Raw genomic sequence first — 17469 nt, forward strand, 5'->3', positions numbered from 1 at the left:
CCCGTGTGACGTTTTCTAAACTTTAAGTAACAGAATGATAAACTAACGCGGAACTAAATCTGCGGCTCACGAGGTGAGCTTTGACCTCTGAACGGAATCAGCCATGAAACGAGTCATCACTTACGGAACATTCGACCTGCTCCATTACGGGCACATTCGACTGCTCCAACGGTGCAAAGAGCAGGGAGACTACCTGGTCGTTGCACTGTCGAGCGATGAGTTCAACGCCGGCAAGGGAAAGAAGTCGTACTTCTCCTACGAAGAGCGCAAGCACATGCTCGAAGCCATCCGCTATGTCGACCTCGTCATTCCTGAAGACAGTTGGGAACAGAAGTCGACCGACGTCGAGAAATACCATATCGACACCTTTGTCATGGGCGACGATTGGGAAGGGGAGTTCGACTTCCTCAAGGGCAAGTGCGAGGTCGTCTACTTGCCGCGCACCCCTGAGATCTCGACGACGCGGATCAAGAGCGAGCTGGGCAAGTCCTGACCGTGACGGCGCGGACTTCGCGCTATCGTGACTGGACACCATCATAGATATGAGAGGAACGGACGTGCCCGAAAAGTCTTCGGCGAAACATCCGACGCTGTCGGAGCTTCGGGCCAAGGCACAGCCTCCGGAAGTCCGCAGTCGGAAGAACGCCGAGCATTGGACGGCGCAGCTTTACCTCCGCCATATCTCGATCTATTTCACGATGCTGCTGGTGCGCACGAAGATCAGCGCCAATGGCGTCACCGGCCTGATGATCCTGGCCGGGTGGTGCATCGCCTTCAGCCTTCTGATCCCCGGCGTCTGGGGAGCATTTCTGGCTGTGTTCTTTTCGCAGGTGCAGATGTACATCGACTGCTGTGACGGTGAGGTCGCCCGGTGGCGAGGAACCAGCGGAGCCAAAGGCGTGTTCCTCGACAAAGTCGGCCATTACACCACCGAAGGCCTGGTCGCGGTCGCACTCGGACTGCGGGCGGTGGGTGAATGGAACAACCTCGTCGACGATCCCGCAGGCTCCTATCCGCTGCTGCTCGCTGGAACGGTCCTGGCCGGCTTGGTGCTTCTCAATAAAGCTCTCAACGACATGGTTCATGTCTCCCGCGCGTTCAACGGGCTCGATAAGCTCGCGGACTCGAAGGAAGCCACCGCGCTTAACCCGGGAGTCGTGTCCACACTCAAACGAATCGCTCGATTCGTGCCTTTCCACCGCATCTTCCACTCCGTTGAGATGTCTCTGATGGCCTTGGCCTCGAGCATCGTCACCGCAGTAGCAGTATCGGCAGGAGCTGAGCCCCTGTTCGGTGAACGTTGGCTTGTCCTCATCATGGCTCCGCTTTGCCTGCTCTCCGTGATTGGTCACTTCATGTCGATCATGGCATCAAGGAGGCTGTCATGAGCGAGTCAACGAAGAACCTCTCCCAGCGATTCGAAGACAATCGACGTTACACATTCGGTGTCGTCGTGCTCAGCCAAGGCAAGCGGCTGGACGACCTCAATCGTGGATTCGAGTCGCTGCTGGCACAGAAGGGCGTCGACCTCGATATCGTCTGCGTTGGAAACGGATGGGAACCGGAAGGCATTCCCGACCAGGTCAAGAAATTGGGACTGCCGGAGAACCTCGGAATTCCTGCAGGACGCAATGCAGGCGTCCCCCACGTCGATGGCGAGTTCCTGTTCTTCCTCGATGATGACGCATGGTTGCCAGACGACACTTCGCTGGTGCGCATGGCCCAACTGATGCGAACAAAACCGCGAATCGGATTGATCCAGCCGAGAGTCGAGGAGCCTGGAGGGCCGGACGCACCGAAACGCTGGATTCCCAGGCTGAAGAAGGGAAGTGCCGACCATTCTTCGAATGTGTTCTCGGTATGGGAAGGCGCAGTCTGCATGCAGCGTCGAGCATTCGACGAGTGCGGCGGATGGCCGGCACCATTCTGGTACGCGCACGAAGGCATCGAACTTGCATGGCGGGTCTGGGACGCCGGCTACATCGTCTGGTACATGGGCGACCTCGCTGTCGCGCACCCGGTGATCGACCCGAGGCGTCACGACGAGTACTTCTACATGAACGCGAGGAACCGAGTCTGGTTGGCCCGTCGCAATCTGCCGTGGCCGTTCAGTTGGGCCTACGTGGGTTCCTGGACTTTGATGCAATTCATCAAGTGGGCCAACAAGCCGCACCAGCTCAAAGCATGGATGGAGGGTTGGCGTGCCGGATGGCGTCTCGACCCGTGGGGTCAGGACGAAGACAGGCAGAAGCTGTCGAGGAGGGGCGTTCTTCGAATGTCCCGGTACGGACGGCCGCCCATCGTGTGACTACGCGCCGCCATGGCGAAACGGTGCGCGTCGTTGCAGCAGTGATCAAACCGGGAGAGTCTCCGGAGAGCCTACTGTCTGCCGCGTACGACACAAGCGAGTAATGACAGGGACCGCAGTCGGGTCCGAACCAACCGGCTGAGAAACTGAGTGGAGCCGATTGATGCAGTCGACAACCCCCGTCGCTGAAAACTCCCCACAGAGGGCGAGCGAGTTCAAACCCTCGGGATTCCGTTCCGATATCCAAGGGCTGCGAGCCCTGGCCGTGGGAATCGTTCTGCTCTATCACCTGTGGCCCGATCGATTCGTCGGCGGATTCGTCGGTGTCGACGTATTCTTCGTCATCTCTGGCTTCCTGATCACCAGCCACCTCATCAAATCCCCTCCGCAGAGTTGGGGAGACGTGGCAAAGTTCTGGGCACGGCGGGTCCGACGGCTGCTGCCGGCATCGCTGCTCGTCCTCTTCCTCGTTGGCATCGCAACCTTCTTGGTGGCTCCACAATCGATCTGGGCAGACACCGGACGGCAGATCCTCTCTGCAGGGCTGTACGTTGTCAACTGGGATTTCGCCGTATCCAGCGTCGACTATCTGGCCGCGGACAATGCTCCGTCGCCGGTCCAGCATTTCTGGTCGCTGTCCGTCGAAGAACAATTCTATTTCGTCTGGCCGATGATCATCGGTTTGGCGTTCCTCGTCGGGACGAAATTCGGCAAGTCCAAGAAGATCGTCGGTCTCACTGTCCTCGGAATCTTTCTTGCCTCGTTCGTCTTCTCTGTCTGGTACACGGCGGCCGAACCAGCGATGGCATACTTCATCACCCCGACCAGAATGTGGGAGCTGGCAACGGGCGGTCTTGTTGCCGTGTTCGTTCTCTACGTTCGACCGGAGCGGCTCCCCTTCAGCTCTGTGCTCGGGTGGATCGGCCTCGCCGGAATTGTGGCAGCGACCTTCCTCATCCGCGCAGACATGCCGTTCCCCGGATACATCGCGCTGGTTCCGGTGGTGTCGACGGCACTCGTCATCCTCGCCGATTCCCGGGGCCGGGCATCTGCGCTTCCGCTGCTGTCACTGCGGCCGATTCGGTTCCTCGGCGACATCTCGTACTCCGTCTACCTCTGGCACTGGCCGCTCATCGTCCTTGTGCCATACCTCTCTGCCAAGCTCGGACGCTCGGAGAGCCTTGGAGTACTGGACAACATTGCCATCATCTCAGTCTCGATCATTGCCGCATGGGCTTCGACGACATGGGTAGAGAACCGATTCCGCAAATCTTCGTTCTTCAGCAGTTCGAAGAAGACCTTCGCCTTCGCAGCAATTGCTATGGCTCTCGTCGCCGCGCTCGGGTTCAGCCAAATGGTCGTTGCCAACACCATCGTCGAAGAGAATGAAGACAAGCTGCAGGCCCAGCTGGACGACCCCGGTTCCTGCCTTGGTGCAGGGATCCTCCTTCCTGATGCAAAGGACAATCCCAACTGTGAGGACAAGGACACTCTGCAGATGGAACCTGCTGCGGCGAAGAAGGATAAGTCAAAGGCCTATGCCGATGGCTGTTGGGCTAGTGCACCCTATAGGAGCAAACCGGAATGCACCTATGGCGACGGGTCGAAGCATGTCGCGCTCGTCGGAAATTCGCATGCCGGGCATTGGCTGCCGACGCTCGAGCGTTTGGCTGACAAACATGACCTGACGATCACGACGTTCCTCGCTTCGAACTGCAGCATTTCGACCCTGCCTCAGGACCTGTCGACGCCGGACGAAACCAAGGGTTGTCAGGACTACGCCGACTGGGTTTCGAAGAGAACGACCGAAGGCGGCTTCGACGCAGTGATCACGTCGGAGCGGCAATCCACGCCGCTGGAAGGCATGAACTGGGATGAAACCGAGAAGAAGGCGCCCGAAGGGCACCGCGATATCCTGCAGAGCTGGGTCGATGCAGATTTAGATGTTGTAGTAGTTCGGGACACTCCGTACCCGGGCGGGGCTGATATCACGGTGCCGGATTGCGTTGCCAAGCATGAAGACGACCTCGAACAGTGCTCTGGAACCCCGGAGTCATGGCACTGGATGGATCCGCTTGCCGTCTCGGCGAGGACCATCGATTCGAAGAAGCTGTCGATCATCTACCCTCAGGACTGGTTCTGCCCAGACGGGCGATGCGAGCCGGTCATCGGTGGAGTCATCACCTACTTCGATACCGCCCATATCACCGCGACCTATGCGCAGACTCTTGCCCCGCAATTCGACGCAAGCCTCCGCCGAACAGGGCTCGGCACATTCAAGTGAAACCGCTGCCGCTGCAGTTCATCGAACTGACAGTCAAGTCGGATAGCGTGTGCCTGATTGCCCTTGCCCGTCGACTGTTACCAACGAACGATCACCGAAACCTCTGCAAAGGACTGAACGAGTGACCACTGGACGAAACGCCGCCGACCGATACTTCAGCAAGGGACGAGAACTGGTGAAACCGGTCGTCCACGGAATCGCCCGCCGAGCTCTGCCGGTGGTGGAACGAGCTTCCGGGACGAAGTATGTGCGAGAGCGCGCAGCGGGCAGCACCGGTGCTGGCAAGGCGGCAGGCTCCGCGAAGAAGAATGCCGCGGACACAGCTCGGGCCTATCGGAAGCTGGCCTCGGGTCTCAAAGGCAAGACTGCGGATGACACGGACGGATGGACCACAGCCCCGTCTGCTCGGGAGGTCGACGCCAAATCACGCCAATTGGCGCGGCTGCGGGCCCACTCGGCGCTGTCCGAGGCGCTCGCCAAAGGGGCGTCGCTCGGAAAAGCGGCAGTCGACGCGGGACGGGAGCTCGTCGCTGAGGGATACCTGACAGAGGCTGTGTCCGTCGGTTTGAACCTTCGCCAGAGGGGTTCCTCGGAGGAGGCCGGCCGTGTGCTCCTCGGAATGGCCTATCAGAGGTCGTCAGCCCCGGAAGTTGCGTGGGCCGAATTCGCGAAGATCGCGGACCGAGAGATCATCGTCTCCGCAGCCGAAGAATACTACCCGACTGCGATCGACACCCTCGGTGATGAAGCACTGTCGCTGCTGGATCGGTCGAATGAAGCCGGCGAAACCGCCCGGTGGAGCGACAAGGCAGTGCTGCGCACGGCTGAGTCGGCATTCTGCATCGGAGCGTTCGAACACGTACGCACCCTTGTCGACGCGCGCCTCGACAAGGCGCCGGACCAGGTGGACTCAGCCGTACGATACGAACTCAACCGAATGCTCGATTGGCTTCCCGGAGGAAAGCACCTTGAGCCTCTCCCCACGACCGACGGCACACGCAATTTCGGCGTGCTCAGCTATGACCAGCCGGGAATCCGGTCCCGCAACGTCGGAGATTATATCCAGACGATTGCCTCCATCGGTCACCTGCTTCGCTACGAGAACCTCAGCTTCACCGGTGACCGGGGGCTGACAGAGCTGTTCGCGAAATTCCGAAAGTCGGTCAAGGCGGAACGGAAGTATGCGGGGCCCGAAGGCAAACTCAACCTCGTCGAGGTCTACCGTGATGGCAACGTCTACCAGGACATCCCGGAGGACACCTGGTACATCGCCTTCGGTTGGTACATGCATGACATCTTCGGCAAGTCATTCAATATTCCATTCCACCCGAATCTCCGGCCGGTTCTGCTGTCCGTCTTCGTGCGGTACCCGGAGATGCTCACCCCCGACGCAATCGCCTACCTGAAGAAGTACGGTCCGGTCGGATGCCGCGATTGGCAGTCGGTCGCAGTCCTGCGGGCCGTCGGTGTTCCGGCGTTCTTCTCCGGTTGCCTGACGACTACCGTCGACACCCTTTTCCCCACGCCCACGGCAGACCGTCGCTCCGGCACCCTGCGAATCGACTGGCAGAAGGACAACAAGGGGCCGAAGAAGAAGCAGACTGTCACTGCTATCCGCGACAAGTCGTTCTCGGAGAACCTCGAACTCGCTCGAAACTGGGTTGCCGACTACGCCTACAAATACAAGCAGGTCCTCACCTCTCGACTCCACGCGAATCTGCCTGCACGTTCTGTTGGAGCACATGTCGAGTTTGAGCCCAAGAACAAGTCGGACTCACGCTTCGGCGGGCTGATCGGCATCAACGAATCAGCGTTCGACGCCATTCGCGACGGCATTCTCGACAAACTTTCGGTGCTGCTGCCTCTCATCGCCTCAGGAGCGTCCGAGGACGAGATCTACTCCAAGTGGGCCGAGATCACAGCGGATGATATGGCGTTTGCCGACGAATTCCTCGCCGATGCAGAGCTGCCCGTTGCCGACGGCCAGACGATCGCCGGAGTCGTGGACGGATCTGAGCTGCCGATTCCCGATCCGCAGATCACTGACATTGTGATGACTGTGGACAAGGGCGAGGAGCAGATGATTCCGAAGGCAGTCGAAACCATCGACGCTCACGCATCTGCGAGCTACCGTGTCTGGCTCCCCTCCGATGTGCTGAGCCAGACCGAAATTGATGAGCTGCGCGCAAAAGTGTCACACGGGTCGATCGAACTGCTCCCGGCAGTATCGGTCGCCGGAGTCGTGAACCGCTCCGATCTCCAACAGGCACTCCTGCCGGTGCTGTTCCCGGACCACGACCGGATCATTGTCCTGCCGGCTGCGGCCGAGGTGTCATCAGACATCACAGTTCTCTCCTCTGTCGACCTCGGAGATGCGCTGCTCGCAGCGAAACATGACGTCCGGAAGAATCGGGCAAGCGGTCTGACTCTGATGAGGAGGATCGCGAGCTCGTTCGGCGATGACTATGTCGGCGCGCTCAACTTCGTCTTCGCGAGCCACGCGGGCCTGACAGAAGACTTTGCTCCCTTCGACCCTCAGATCGCTGTCCTCAACCTCAGCGGACTGCGCAGCGAAGGCTTCTCGGAGCGAGCTATCGGCCTGATGGACGAAGTCAAGCTCAACTATGTCGATGCGGCGCAGATGGTCATCGGGGGACGGTACACGGACATCGGCGACGAGTGGAACATCCGAGCCCAGTGGGAGACTTCCGACAGTCCCAAAGTCGTCAACTGGAGGCGCCAGACAAGCCACTTCGGTCGAATGGCACTGACACATTGATCACAGTCCCTGACATCGTCGTCGCCACCGATCAGAGCTGACGAAAGGTACCACCAGTGAGTCTCATTGCTCGTCAAGTCCATGGCGTCACCGACATAGAAGGGGGCAACGGCCAACCCATGCCTGAGTTCGGAACCGACGAAGTGCACGTCTACAACGTCCTGTGGTGGATCCCCGAAACGATGGGCGGGATGACAACCGCGGCCCTGCGTCGAATTCGGAGCTTTCAGAGCTTCGGGAAGTCGCTGTCGCAGACAATTCTGACGTTCGGCCCTCGAATGGACACCGATGAGATTCGAGATCGACTGGTCGCGTCGGGACGCATGCGTGACGACGTCGAGCTGGTGAACATTTGGCAGGACCTTCGGGGCCGGTCCGAGCATGAACTCGCGCAACTCGAAGGCGAACAGCCTCGGAAACCGATCCCAGACACCGATGGTGAAATAGAGAACATCACCGCTTTCTACGATGTGGTCCGCAATGCGCGCAGCGGCACGATCATTCGTCGCAACTACTTCAGGGCAGACGGAAGCCTGCTGGTCGCGGACATCCGCGATCCGAAGTTCGGCCGAAGGTTCATTCTCCATTCTCCGAATGGAACGCCGATGGCGGAATGGCGCCGTCCGCGAGATTTCTACAATGCCTGGATCAAGGCAGTTGTGGCCAAGGAACCCGCTGTCGTCATCGTCGATGACAAGAAGGTCAGCGAGTTCATCCACGAGATCGAAGATCGGAACTTCGCACTGGTCCTGTTCCTCCATGGAACTCACCTTCGACATCCGTGGAATGGCAACCACGGCCAGGCGCTGCCACGCAGAGTTGATACCGTGCGCAACTTCGACCGCTTCGACGTGGTCGGAGTGCAGACTCGGCAGCAGGCGGATGCCGTCCGAGCTCTCGGATTCACCGAAGACAATATCAGACTTCTGACCGGAGAACTGCCGGCGGGATCGGTGCTGACCGAGGTTCCGAAAGAGCGGACGATGAGTCAGGCCGTGATGATCGCCAACCTCATCGAACTCAAGCGGATCGACCATCCGATTCGGGCGGTGGCCAAATTGCGTGACCGGGGTGTCGACGTGTCGCTGACGGTCCTGGGGGAGGGGCCGGAACGGCTCAAACTTGAGAAGCTCATCGATGCTCTCGACGTTCGCGATCGAGTGGAGCTTCCTGGATATGTCAATGATGTCTCGGAGAGGTTGAAGTCGGCCTCATTTTCCATGCTGACGAGCACCAGCGAAGGGCTGCCGCTGTCGATGATGGAATCGATGGGGGCCGGTTGCATTCCGATCGTCTATGACATCACCTATGGTCCGCGTGACCTGGTCGAGCAGGGCCTTAATGGATTCATCACTCCGAGGAATGATGTTGACGCCCTGGCTGACCAGATCGCGGAATTTCTCTCTCTGAGCACAGAATCCGTTTCGGCGATGCGCAATTCCGCCATGCACACTGCCGAGCGCTACCTACCCGAGGCCGGGTACAGGCGCTGGACGTCGGTCATCGAAAGACTGCCTGTGGCAGCGCGTTTGCCTGACGACCGTATCGACGCGTCGGGGTCCCCCATCGCGGTGAAGAGAGCCACGTGCGAAGAGTTCGGTGAAGGATGCAGAATCGAACTGGAATTCGCCCATCTCCGCCGCGATGTCCTCGAAAGCCTGGAGATGGTCGTTGCTGCGCGCGAGGTCAATACGTTCTTCGTCTGTGGAAGCACTTCGATCGCTACTCGTCGGATGGGCCGACGGCAAGTAGTGACATTCGATGTGGCCTTCGAAAACTTCTCCGAATCGATAAATCAGACCTTTGACGTCTATCTGCGGAGGCCCCGCGACCTGTGGGCATCGAAGCGGAGGATCCGGCTCCCCAGAACGCACCATGCAATGAGGACAGGACAGTGGAAATGGTACTCCACGAAGCATGGCAACCTCTCTGTGCGCCCACTCCGCTGAAATCGACGTAGGAATAATTACCCAGATCTGAGGAATCATCGGTGGGTGGCCTTGCCCACCGCCGACATCTATTCTCCGCTGGCCTCGTCTTCGGACTCGGCGTTGATGCTGTCATCGGTGTGGAAGTGCTCCAGAACTGCTGAACGAGCGGAGATCAGCTTCGACACCGCTTCGGTAAAGAGGACTGTTGACGTCCCCTTTCCTCCGTCGCCGAAGTAGTGTCGACGTAGATCGCGACGAGCCTCCGCAGCCGAATCCTCTGACAGCATCGCTTGGAACATCTGATTCAAGCGGTCGACAGTCGACCTGTCGATGATCGGAGTGGCACGACTGATGGGTGCTTCTGCATTGAGCACAACCGTGTCATCGCGGCGATCGGTCAGTGCGAGAGGCTTCTCGGGGTGCAGGTAGAGGAAGTCGAGCCCGACACTGGAGATGTCGGTGATAAGCAGATCGACCGCGTTGAACATCGCGAGAATGTCGCCCTGCATAAGCACCTGATGCTGCTTGGACTCGTCCGAGATCGATTCATTTGCCGCCTCGAGGAGGTCAAGGATCCGAGCATTCGCTTCAGTCATCGCTGGGTCCTTGGACTTCTCAACGCGAGGATGCGGCTTGTAGATCACCCGGGCATTGGGAATCTGCAATGCGGCTTCGATGATCTGCGGCCCGAACAGATCGACCGACGTGTAGTTGTTGGATTCATTCTCGCCCTCCCACGTGGGCGCATACATGATGGTTCGCGCATTAGAAGGCTCCAGTTCCACAGGTCGCTCGATGTCGAGCTGAGGCCGCCCGACCTTGACAAGAGCGGACTCGTCGAAATCGATGAGTGCCCTGCGGTGCCGTTCGATTGCGGCATCGCCGGCTACGAAGACCTTGTCATATGATTTCGACTGATTGGAGACCATGCTCAGTTTGTCTGACTCACCGTGGTTGACGTGCACATGCACCATCGGGGCGAAGGCCAGCGACTGGAAGTTCGTCATCCCGTTGTTGACGTAGAGCGCCAATTTGAAGTTGTTGGCATGATAAAAGGTATGCAACGGGTCGAATTTCCGTTTGAACACCACAGGGAGGTGAGTGGTTTCAAGCGTGCGAAGCAGGGCAGAGCCTTTGCGCATGACCAAGACGACCCTATGCGTCTTGTGGAGCTCTTCGAGAACGGGAATCCATTGCTCAAGCTGATAGAACTTCGAGCTCCGATCACCGAAATAGACGACCACCTCAGCCTTGACGTAGCTGCCGTCGAACTCGTCTTCAAGTCGGTTCCACCTTTCGGTGCCGCGAATCCATCGGCTTGTAGCCTTCCACGCGCGTGAGCGAACGGCATCTCTAGCAACAGAACGGATAGGGTTCGTCACGGTGTGAACTCCTCGTGATTTCGGTGCATCGGAGGTGCTGTCGCAACCTCGAAGAGGTTGGAGACAGCCTGACCAAGAGTATCGTCTTCCGTCCGCTAGAGAGAACTCCTCAACAGATGATCGCCGATACCCGTCGGGCGTGTCGGCAAGTTCTGAGGTCACTGTGCCGACTGCTAGGCTACCAACATTAACTAGTAGTAAATGGAACACGTCGGTAGTGCAAAAACCGTCCGTGGTAAGGGGCATGCGTGATTGATGATCTGACAATTGAAAGAATCTCGTGGGAACGTGTGATTCTGACTTTTGTCGTCAGTATCCCCGGGGAGACCCCCGACTCTTTCTTCCTGACACCCAATTCGCGTCCCTATGAGGTGGAACTTCCGGTGAGGTCGGAGCCGATGGGGGAGGGGCGCTATCGACTGACCATCAACGTCACTCAGTTCAATCGCAGAGGCCAAGTTCCCAATGGCACTTACTACCTCATTGCGCGACGAGGTGAGGACAACATTCCTGCGGCGTATCCGCTGCGGAGAGCCGAAGAACTCGGTGACGTGTCCCGAGCTTTCGTCTACAACAAGAATTTCTCTGCCTACACCATCACGTTCGGCATCTCAGACGATGAGGCAGCTCCCTACTTCCTCATGCGTACTTACTCATTCGGCCGTTCCGGAAAGAAGCCGTCTTCTACCGTGGCACGGTTGAAGTCGAAGGCTCGGAAGAAGTGGACGAAGACCAAACGGAAGGCTCTTCGGACCGTATTCGCCATTTCGGCCCGCAAGCGGCCGTCTGACGGAAGCAACGTCCTGTTCGCGTCCGAGGCTCGTCCAAACATGCAGGGCAACCTCAAAGCCGTACACGACCGCATGCTCGAGCGAGGTCTCGACTCCCAATTCAACTTCGGCTACTCGTTCCGCACTGGGCGTACCAGCAGCCGCCAGAGCGCTTTCGCTCTTGCTTGGGAAATGGGCAAGGCCAACACAATCCTCATCGACGACTACTTCGCCATTCTCAAAGATTTGGGGAATCGAGACGAGCAGAAAATCATCCAGCTCTGGCACGCCGGCAGCGGGTTCAAGTCAGTGGGATACAGTCGATTCGGGCAATATGGTTCGCCGAACCTGAGGAACGCTCATCGTCTCTACTCCTACGCGATCTGCGGATCCCAGCATCTGCGCGACGTCTACAGCGAAGCTTTCGGAATCGAGCGGGAGTCTGTCATCGCAACCGGGCTCCCAAGGATCGACGGATTCCTGCGCGAAGGTCGCGCAGAGGAAGTCCTCGTCGAATTCGAGACTGAGTTCCCGGCAGCGAAGGACAAACGAAAGGTCCTCTTCGCTCCCACATTCCGGGGTCGTGGCTCGGGCGATGCTCACTACGACTATGACCAAATCGATTTCCGCGAACTCTACAATGCTTGCGGGGAGGATACAGTCGTCTTGTTCCGCCAGCACCATTTTCTGCCAGATCCTGCACCAATTCCGGACGAGTTCGGTGATCGGCTGATCGACGTCGCTGCATACCCGGATACGAATGACCTCATGCTGATCTCAGACGTGCTCATCACAGACTATTCCTCTGTCATCTATGAGTACTCGCTGCTTGAGCGTCCGATGATCTTCTTCGCATACGACCTCGACACCTACTCGGCGACCCGAGGGATGCACAAAGACTATCGCGAAGCGGCTCCCGGCCAGATTGCCACTACCTTCGAAGAACTGGCCGAGCTCATCCGCGAGCCTGAACTGAGCAACAAGGAGACGAAGGAATTCGTCAAAGAGAATTTCGACTACGTAGACACCCACAATTCCGATCGAGTGATCGACTCCCTGATCCTCAGTGAGCCTGCCTCGGAACCACAGGTGCCCACCGAAGGCGAAGAACATGAGATCGCCCAACAGGTCGGTGAAGAGGACCCGGGTTCTCCTGGCCAAGAGGATCAGCTGAACGAGCCGACTGACAATGACTCCGAGAGCAGCTACAAGACTGAGGAAGAGGACGAGGAGAACCAATGGCAAACATCGCAGTAGTCTTCGCGGGAGGCGTCGGCGCTCGAATGGCGCACAGCTCCCGTCCGAAGCAGTTCCTTGAGATCCATGGCCGGCCAGTGATCGTGCACACGCTCGACATCTTTCAGCAGCACCCGGACATCGACTCGATCGCCGTGGCCATCCTCCCGCGGTATCGGGATCACCTGGAACGTCTGGTCAAACGCTACGAGCTCGATAAAGTGCAGTGGATCGTCGACGGAGGATCGACCGGTCAGGAATCGCGGCACAACGCACTCAAGGTCGTTGCCGAACACAACGATCCGGACAGCATCGTCCTCATCCATGATGGAGTCCGACCGCTGATCGATGCCGACCTCGTTTCTCGCAACATCGAGAGTGCACGTGAATTCGGATCGGCAGTGACCTGCACCAAGATGACGGAGACCGTGGTCGTCGAAGAAGGATCGGGAATCAAGGAAGTCATTCCCCGCGACCCGCTGTGGACTGCGCAGGCTCCGCAGACGTTCCCGCTCAAGGACGTCCTCGCCGGATACGATCGTGCGGTCGCCGAAGGGGAGAACGATTCGATCGACACATGCACGCTCATGAACGGATTCGGCTACGACGTCCACCGAGTTGAGGGACCGCGTACGAACATCAAGATCACCACCGCGTCGGACTACTATGTGTGCCGCACCTTCCTCACCCTCATCGAAGATCGGGAGGCCTTCGGTGGCGAATGAGGGCCCTGCGTCCGCTTCTGCGGGGAACGCCACAGACGTCGTCGTATTCGATACGCCGGTCTTCTCAGAAGACGTCGCCCACATCGCGTCGGCCGACCTCCCCTGGGAGCACTACCGCAACACCGAAGTCCTCGTCACAGGAGCATCGGGCATGATCCCGATGTATATCGTCGGGGCGCTGCTGGCGGCGAACGATGACCACGATTTGGGCATCAAGGTCACGGGAATGGTCCGCAACCTCGATAAAGCGACGAAGCGCTTCGGCAGTGCCCTTGAGCGCAGGGATTTCAGCCTTGTCGCCGGCGATGTCATCGACTTGCCGCGTCTCGACACGAAGTTCGCAACCGTGTTCCACGGCGCATCACCTGCTCGACCGAGCCTGCACAAGTCGTCGCCGGTCACGACGCTGAAGGCGAATACGCTCGGAACCATCAACCTGCTTGACGCTCTCGTCGAATCGGACGGGCAGTCTTTCGTCCTTCTCTCTTCCTCGGAGGTATACGGTTCGGTGTCAGAGCGCGAACTGATCGCCGAAGACGACGTCGGAACTCTGCAGCATTTTGCGCCGCGAGCCAGCTACTCAGAGGGAAAGCGAATCGCTGAGACTGCATTGGCAGCCTATGCAGATGAGTTCGGAATCCGATCACTCAGCCTGCGATTCGGCCACATCTACGGACCCGGAATGGCGCTGGATGACGGGCGGGTACAGGCAGATTTCCTCGCAGACGTTGTTCGCAACCGCAATGTGCGGATGATGAGCGCCGGTGCGGCCACACGCACATACACCTACGTCGCGGACGCCGTACTGGGTCTGTTCGTTGCCCACCTCAGGGGCGACGAACAGGTCTACAACGTGGCGGATCCGGCCGGCAATATCAGCATCCGTCAGCTTGCCGAAGCCTTTGCGGCTGCGCGACCGGAGAAGGACCTCAAGCTGGACTTCGTCAATCCGGAAGATGGACGATCCTTCTCGCCGGTCGCGTCTCTGGGGTTGGACGCGAGCAGACTGGCGGCTCTCGGGTGGTCAGCTGATACGAAGCTGTCGGCTGGTGTCTCACGATGTATCCGATCCTTCGAAGAAGGGCCACCTATTATTGCGTGAGTGCAGCAGGGCCGCTGACAGCAATCGGCCGATTCTCGTGCCACAATCTGAATTGGCGAGGTGCGCCACATTGATGAGGAGATCTGAACCCGCATGACCCCCTTGAGAATCCTTCTGCTCACGAACCGAGATTCGGACAATGTCGGTGACCAGATCATCGAGGCGACCGTTCTCTCCATCATCAGAGGTGTGATGAAGAACCTCGACTTCGGTGCCGATGATTTCGTCATCTCCAGCCGAGCCGCGGGCATCATCTCAAAGAGATACATGGCCACCAAGGACCCTGAGCTGTTGACCGCGGCTCGCGAGGAGATCTCGAAGGCAGACCTCATCATCTTCGGTGGAGCACCACTCTTCAACTATGCCTATCAGAACTTCTACCGTCGAACTATCGTCACGCTCGAACTGGCGCAGGAATACGACGTGCCGGTCATCTTCTCGAGCATCGGTGTGGAGAAGTTCGATGCGGCGAACAAGAAGAGCCAGGCTCTCAAGAAGGCGCTCGAGCTCCCAGTGGTCAAGCAGATCACGACGCGTGACGACATCGAGTCATTGCGTCAATACGCTGAAGGCACAGACATTCCAGTTGCTCATGTCGCCGACCCGGCAGTTCTGGCCGATATCGTCTATCGGAAGAAGCCGGAGCCGGCGCCTGCCCCCAAACCAGTACCGTCCGTACCGGTCCGAGCGAAGCGGAAACTCAAACGAATAGTCAAGCGGGTCATCACGAAGGCGACTAAGCCGGGTGGTTCGCAACCAGCAGCAGCACCAGCACCGGCTCAACCAGCGGCACAGCCACCGGTTCCGGCGCAGCCGAAGGTCCAGCGCATCGGTCTGGTTGTCACCAGGGCCGGAATCTTCGCTGACAATCGCATCGATTTCACCGAAGGCGACCAGAGGAGATTCTGGCTCGAGACGATCGCCGCGCTCGAAGAGAAGGGATACGACTACCGGCTCTTCACCACCGGGCATTTCTCCGATGAAGTCTTCTTGGACAGTCTCATCAAGACCTCGGGAGTTCCGGCTAAGAAGGCCGCTGTCACGGTGAACTCTCCGGACGAACTGATTCGAGAGCTGCGCGGCTGTGACGGAGTCATTGCCTACCGGCTGCATGCGAGCATCACCTCATTTGCGCTCGGCATCCCTTCGATCGGTCTGTCCTGGAACTTCAAGGTCCCATACTTCTACGAATCAGTCGGCTATGGTCATCGGGCGCTGAGCCCGGAGAACTGGCGTGCTGAGGATGTCGTGCCGGCGATTAAACTCGCCATGGAAGAAGGCGTCGTCAAAGACAGCGCATTCCTCAAATCCGTCTACGACACACTCTTCACAGGGATCAGAGACGTTTTCGCTCCGGATAATTCTGCGGATCCATATTCGCTTGAAGAGCTGTGGGAAGGGATGCCGCGGCAACTGGCCACCGGTCCCAAGGGGTACCGCGAGAAAGTCAATCGGAAGTTGCGTCGTACCTACGAGAACTACCAGAAGCTATACGACAAAGCACAATCAATGGATTGATCGTGCGGGCTAGAGAAAGTATCTATTTTGGCACCCACTGAAGTCCTGCTGCTCACGAACCGAGACTCTGACAACATCGGCGACCAGATCATCGAAGCCTCTGTCATCAGTCTCATCAAGGCCGCCGTCGGTAACCTCGGACTGGATACAGAGAACCTCAAGGTTCGAAGCCGAGCTGCGAGCCTGATCAGCCGTAAGTACATGTCGACTCGAGACGAGTCGCTTCTCGAGCCGGCGCGGCGTGCGATCTCTCGCGCCGACGTCCTGATTTTCGGGGGCGCCCCGCTGTTCAACTACCGGTACCAAAGCTTCTATCTCCGCACCATCAGAACTCTGGAGCTGGCTCAGGAATATGACGTGCCGGTTCTCTTCTCGAGCATCGGTGTGGAGCCGTACTCTGCGACCGACAGTCGTTCGCAGCAGTTGAAAGACGCTCTCACACTCCCCGTTGTGCGGCAGATTACGACCCGCGACGATATCGAATCGACCCGAAAGTATGTCGAGGAAACCGATATCCCTACGGCCCTGGTCGCCGATCCCGCAGTGTTCGCTGACTCTGTTTTCGGAGTGAAAGCCCGCTCTGCGCCAGTGCCCGCCACCTCAGCCCCTCGTTGCATCGGCCTGGTGGTGACCCGCGCAGGCATCTTCAAAGACAACGGGATCACATTCAGTGAGGCCGACCAGAGGAAGTTCTGGTTGGACGTCATCGACGACTTGGAGAGCCGGGGAGACGACTACCGGATCTTCACCACGGGCCACTTCTCCGACGAGATGTTCCTCGATTCTCTCGTCCGCCACCATGGGGTGTCGAACAAGAAGGCTGCAGTCACGCTGAACTGTCCCGAAGAACTCATCGATGAACTCAAGCAGTGCGATGGCGTTGTCGCCTACCGGCTGCACGCAAGCATCACGTCCTTCGCGCTCGGCATCCCATCGATCGGACTGAACTGGAACTTCAAGGTGCCCGATTTCTATCGTTCGATGGGCTACCCGGAGCGCGCACTTGACCATACTGATTGGAATTCGCGGACGGTTCTGCGGGCGCTGGATACTGCGATGAGCGAAGGCGTCGAAAAGGACGCGGATACGCTGATGTCTGTCTACAGGACCCTGTTCTCCGGGCTGAAGGGCATCATCGCTCCCGATTCTGCGGCTGAGGCCTTCACACTTGCTGAACTGCAAGAGAAGATGCCTCGCTATGCGGGAACGACTCGAAAGCAATACCAGGAGAAGATGCGGCGCAAACTGCGTCGCTCCTACGAATACTTTCAACAGCGGATCAGCATGGACGTTGCCAAGGTTCCTGCCCAGGAGTCAAAGCCATCGACCGTCGGCTCAACCGTCAAACGTGGTCTCAAGAAGCTGCGCAATCGCCTGCCCTGAGCTCAGAGTCTGAATGCGTCATCGTCGGCTTCGAGGGCGAGACGTTCGGAG

Annotated in this window: 12 protein-coding genes; 11 read left to right on the top strand and 1 reads right to left on the bottom strand. The window is 58.5% G+C overall.

What is annotated here, in order from left to right; genetic code table 11:
• The first annotated feature begins 103 nt into the window (after positions 1–103).
• The 6 genes from tagD to BLU88_RS18295 all read left to right on the top strand — a co-directional run bounded on the left by tagD (position 104) and on the right by BLU88_RS18295 (position 9320).
• On the top strand, positions 104–493 hold the full coding sequence (tagD, locus tag BLU88_RS06295; protein ID WP_092011378.1) for a glycerol-3-phosphate cytidylyltransferase: 390 nt from the start codon (positions 104–106) through the stop codon (positions 491–493).
• A 64-nt stretch (positions 494–557) separates the two neighbouring features.
• On the top strand, positions 558–1388 hold the full coding sequence (locus BLU88_RS06300; protein WP_231939639.1) for a CDP-alcohol phosphatidyltransferase family protein: 831 nt from the start codon (positions 558–560) through the stop codon (positions 1386–1388).
• Positions 1385–2308 carry a glycosyltransferase family 2 protein gene (locus BLU88_RS06305; protein WP_092011384.1) on the top strand — a complete coding sequence of 308 codons (924 nt, stop codon included), beginning with the start codon at positions 1385–1387 and terminating at the stop codon, positions 2306–2308. The genes BLU88_RS06300 and BLU88_RS06305 overlap by 4 nt, the downstream gene beginning before the upstream one ends.
• 163 nt (positions 2309–2471) lie before the next feature.
• Complete coding sequence (locus BLU88_RS06310) at positions 2472–4592, top strand: acyltransferase family protein (protein ID WP_092011387.1); 2121 nt, start codon at positions 2472–2474, stop codon at positions 4590–4592.
• Between the two features lie 121 nt (positions 4593–4713).
• Entirely contained in the window at positions 4714–7371 is a 2658-nt protein-coding gene (locus BLU88_RS06315) for a glycosyltransferase family protein (RefSeq protein ID WP_092011390.1), read from the top strand.
• A gap of 119 nt (positions 7372–7490) precedes the next feature.
• A complete protein-coding gene (locus tag BLU88_RS18295; RefSeq protein ID WP_092011393.1) occupies positions 7491–9320 on the top strand; it encodes a glycosyltransferase in 1830 nt (609 codons plus the stop codon).
• A 68-nt stretch (positions 9321–9388) separates the two neighbouring features.
• Here the strand turns inward: BLU88_RS18295 and BLU88_RS06325 are convergent, their stop codons facing one another.
• Positions 9389–10846, bottom strand: a complete 1458-nt coding sequence (locus BLU88_RS06325; RefSeq protein ID WP_231939640.1) for a CDP-glycerol glycerophosphotransferase family protein — start codon at positions 10844–10846, stop codon at positions 9389–9391.
• Positions 10847–11082: 236 nt separating this feature from the next.
• Here BLU88_RS06325 and BLU88_RS06330 point away from each other — a divergent pair, with 236 nt between their 5' ends.
• The 5 genes from BLU88_RS06330 to BLU88_RS06350 all read left to right on the top strand — a co-directional run bounded on the left by BLU88_RS06330 (position 11083) and on the right by BLU88_RS06350 (position 17418).
• The gene (locus tag BLU88_RS06330) at positions 11083–12711 is read left to right on the top strand and encodes a CDP-glycerol glycerophosphotransferase family protein (RefSeq protein WP_231939641.1); all 1629 of its coding nucleotides are present in this window, start codon (positions 11083–11085) and stop codon (positions 12709–12711) included.
• Entirely contained in the window at positions 12693–13415 is a 723-nt protein-coding gene (locus BLU88_RS06335; protein WP_092011402.1) for an IspD/TarI family cytidylyltransferase, read from the top strand. The genes BLU88_RS06330 and BLU88_RS06335 overlap by 19 nt, the downstream gene beginning before the upstream one ends.
• A complete protein-coding gene (locus BLU88_RS06340; protein WP_157688998.1) occupies positions 13405–14517 on the top strand; it encodes an NAD-dependent epimerase/dehydratase family protein in 1113 nt (370 codons plus the stop codon). The genes BLU88_RS06335 and BLU88_RS06340 overlap by 11 nt, the downstream gene beginning before the upstream one ends.
• Positions 14518–14610: 93 nt before the next feature.
• Positions 14611–16035 (top strand): polysaccharide pyruvyl transferase family protein, encoded by a 1425-nt coding sequence (locus BLU88_RS06345; protein WP_092011408.1) that lies wholly within the window; start codon positions 14611–14613, stop codon positions 16033–16035.
• A gap of 27 nt (positions 16036–16062) precedes the next feature.
• Positions 16063–17418 carry a polysaccharide pyruvyl transferase family protein gene (locus BLU88_RS06350; protein ID WP_157689000.1) on the top strand — a complete coding sequence of 452 codons (1356 nt, stop codon included), beginning with the start codon at positions 16063–16065 and terminating at the stop codon, positions 17416–17418.
• Positions 17419–17469 lie beyond the last annotated feature (51 nt).

Origin of the sequence: Brevibacterium siliguriense (assembly GCF_900105315.1) — a bacterium.
Lineage (GTDB): Bacteria > Actinomycetota > Actinomycetes > Actinomycetales > Brevibacteriaceae > Brevibacterium > Brevibacterium siliguriense.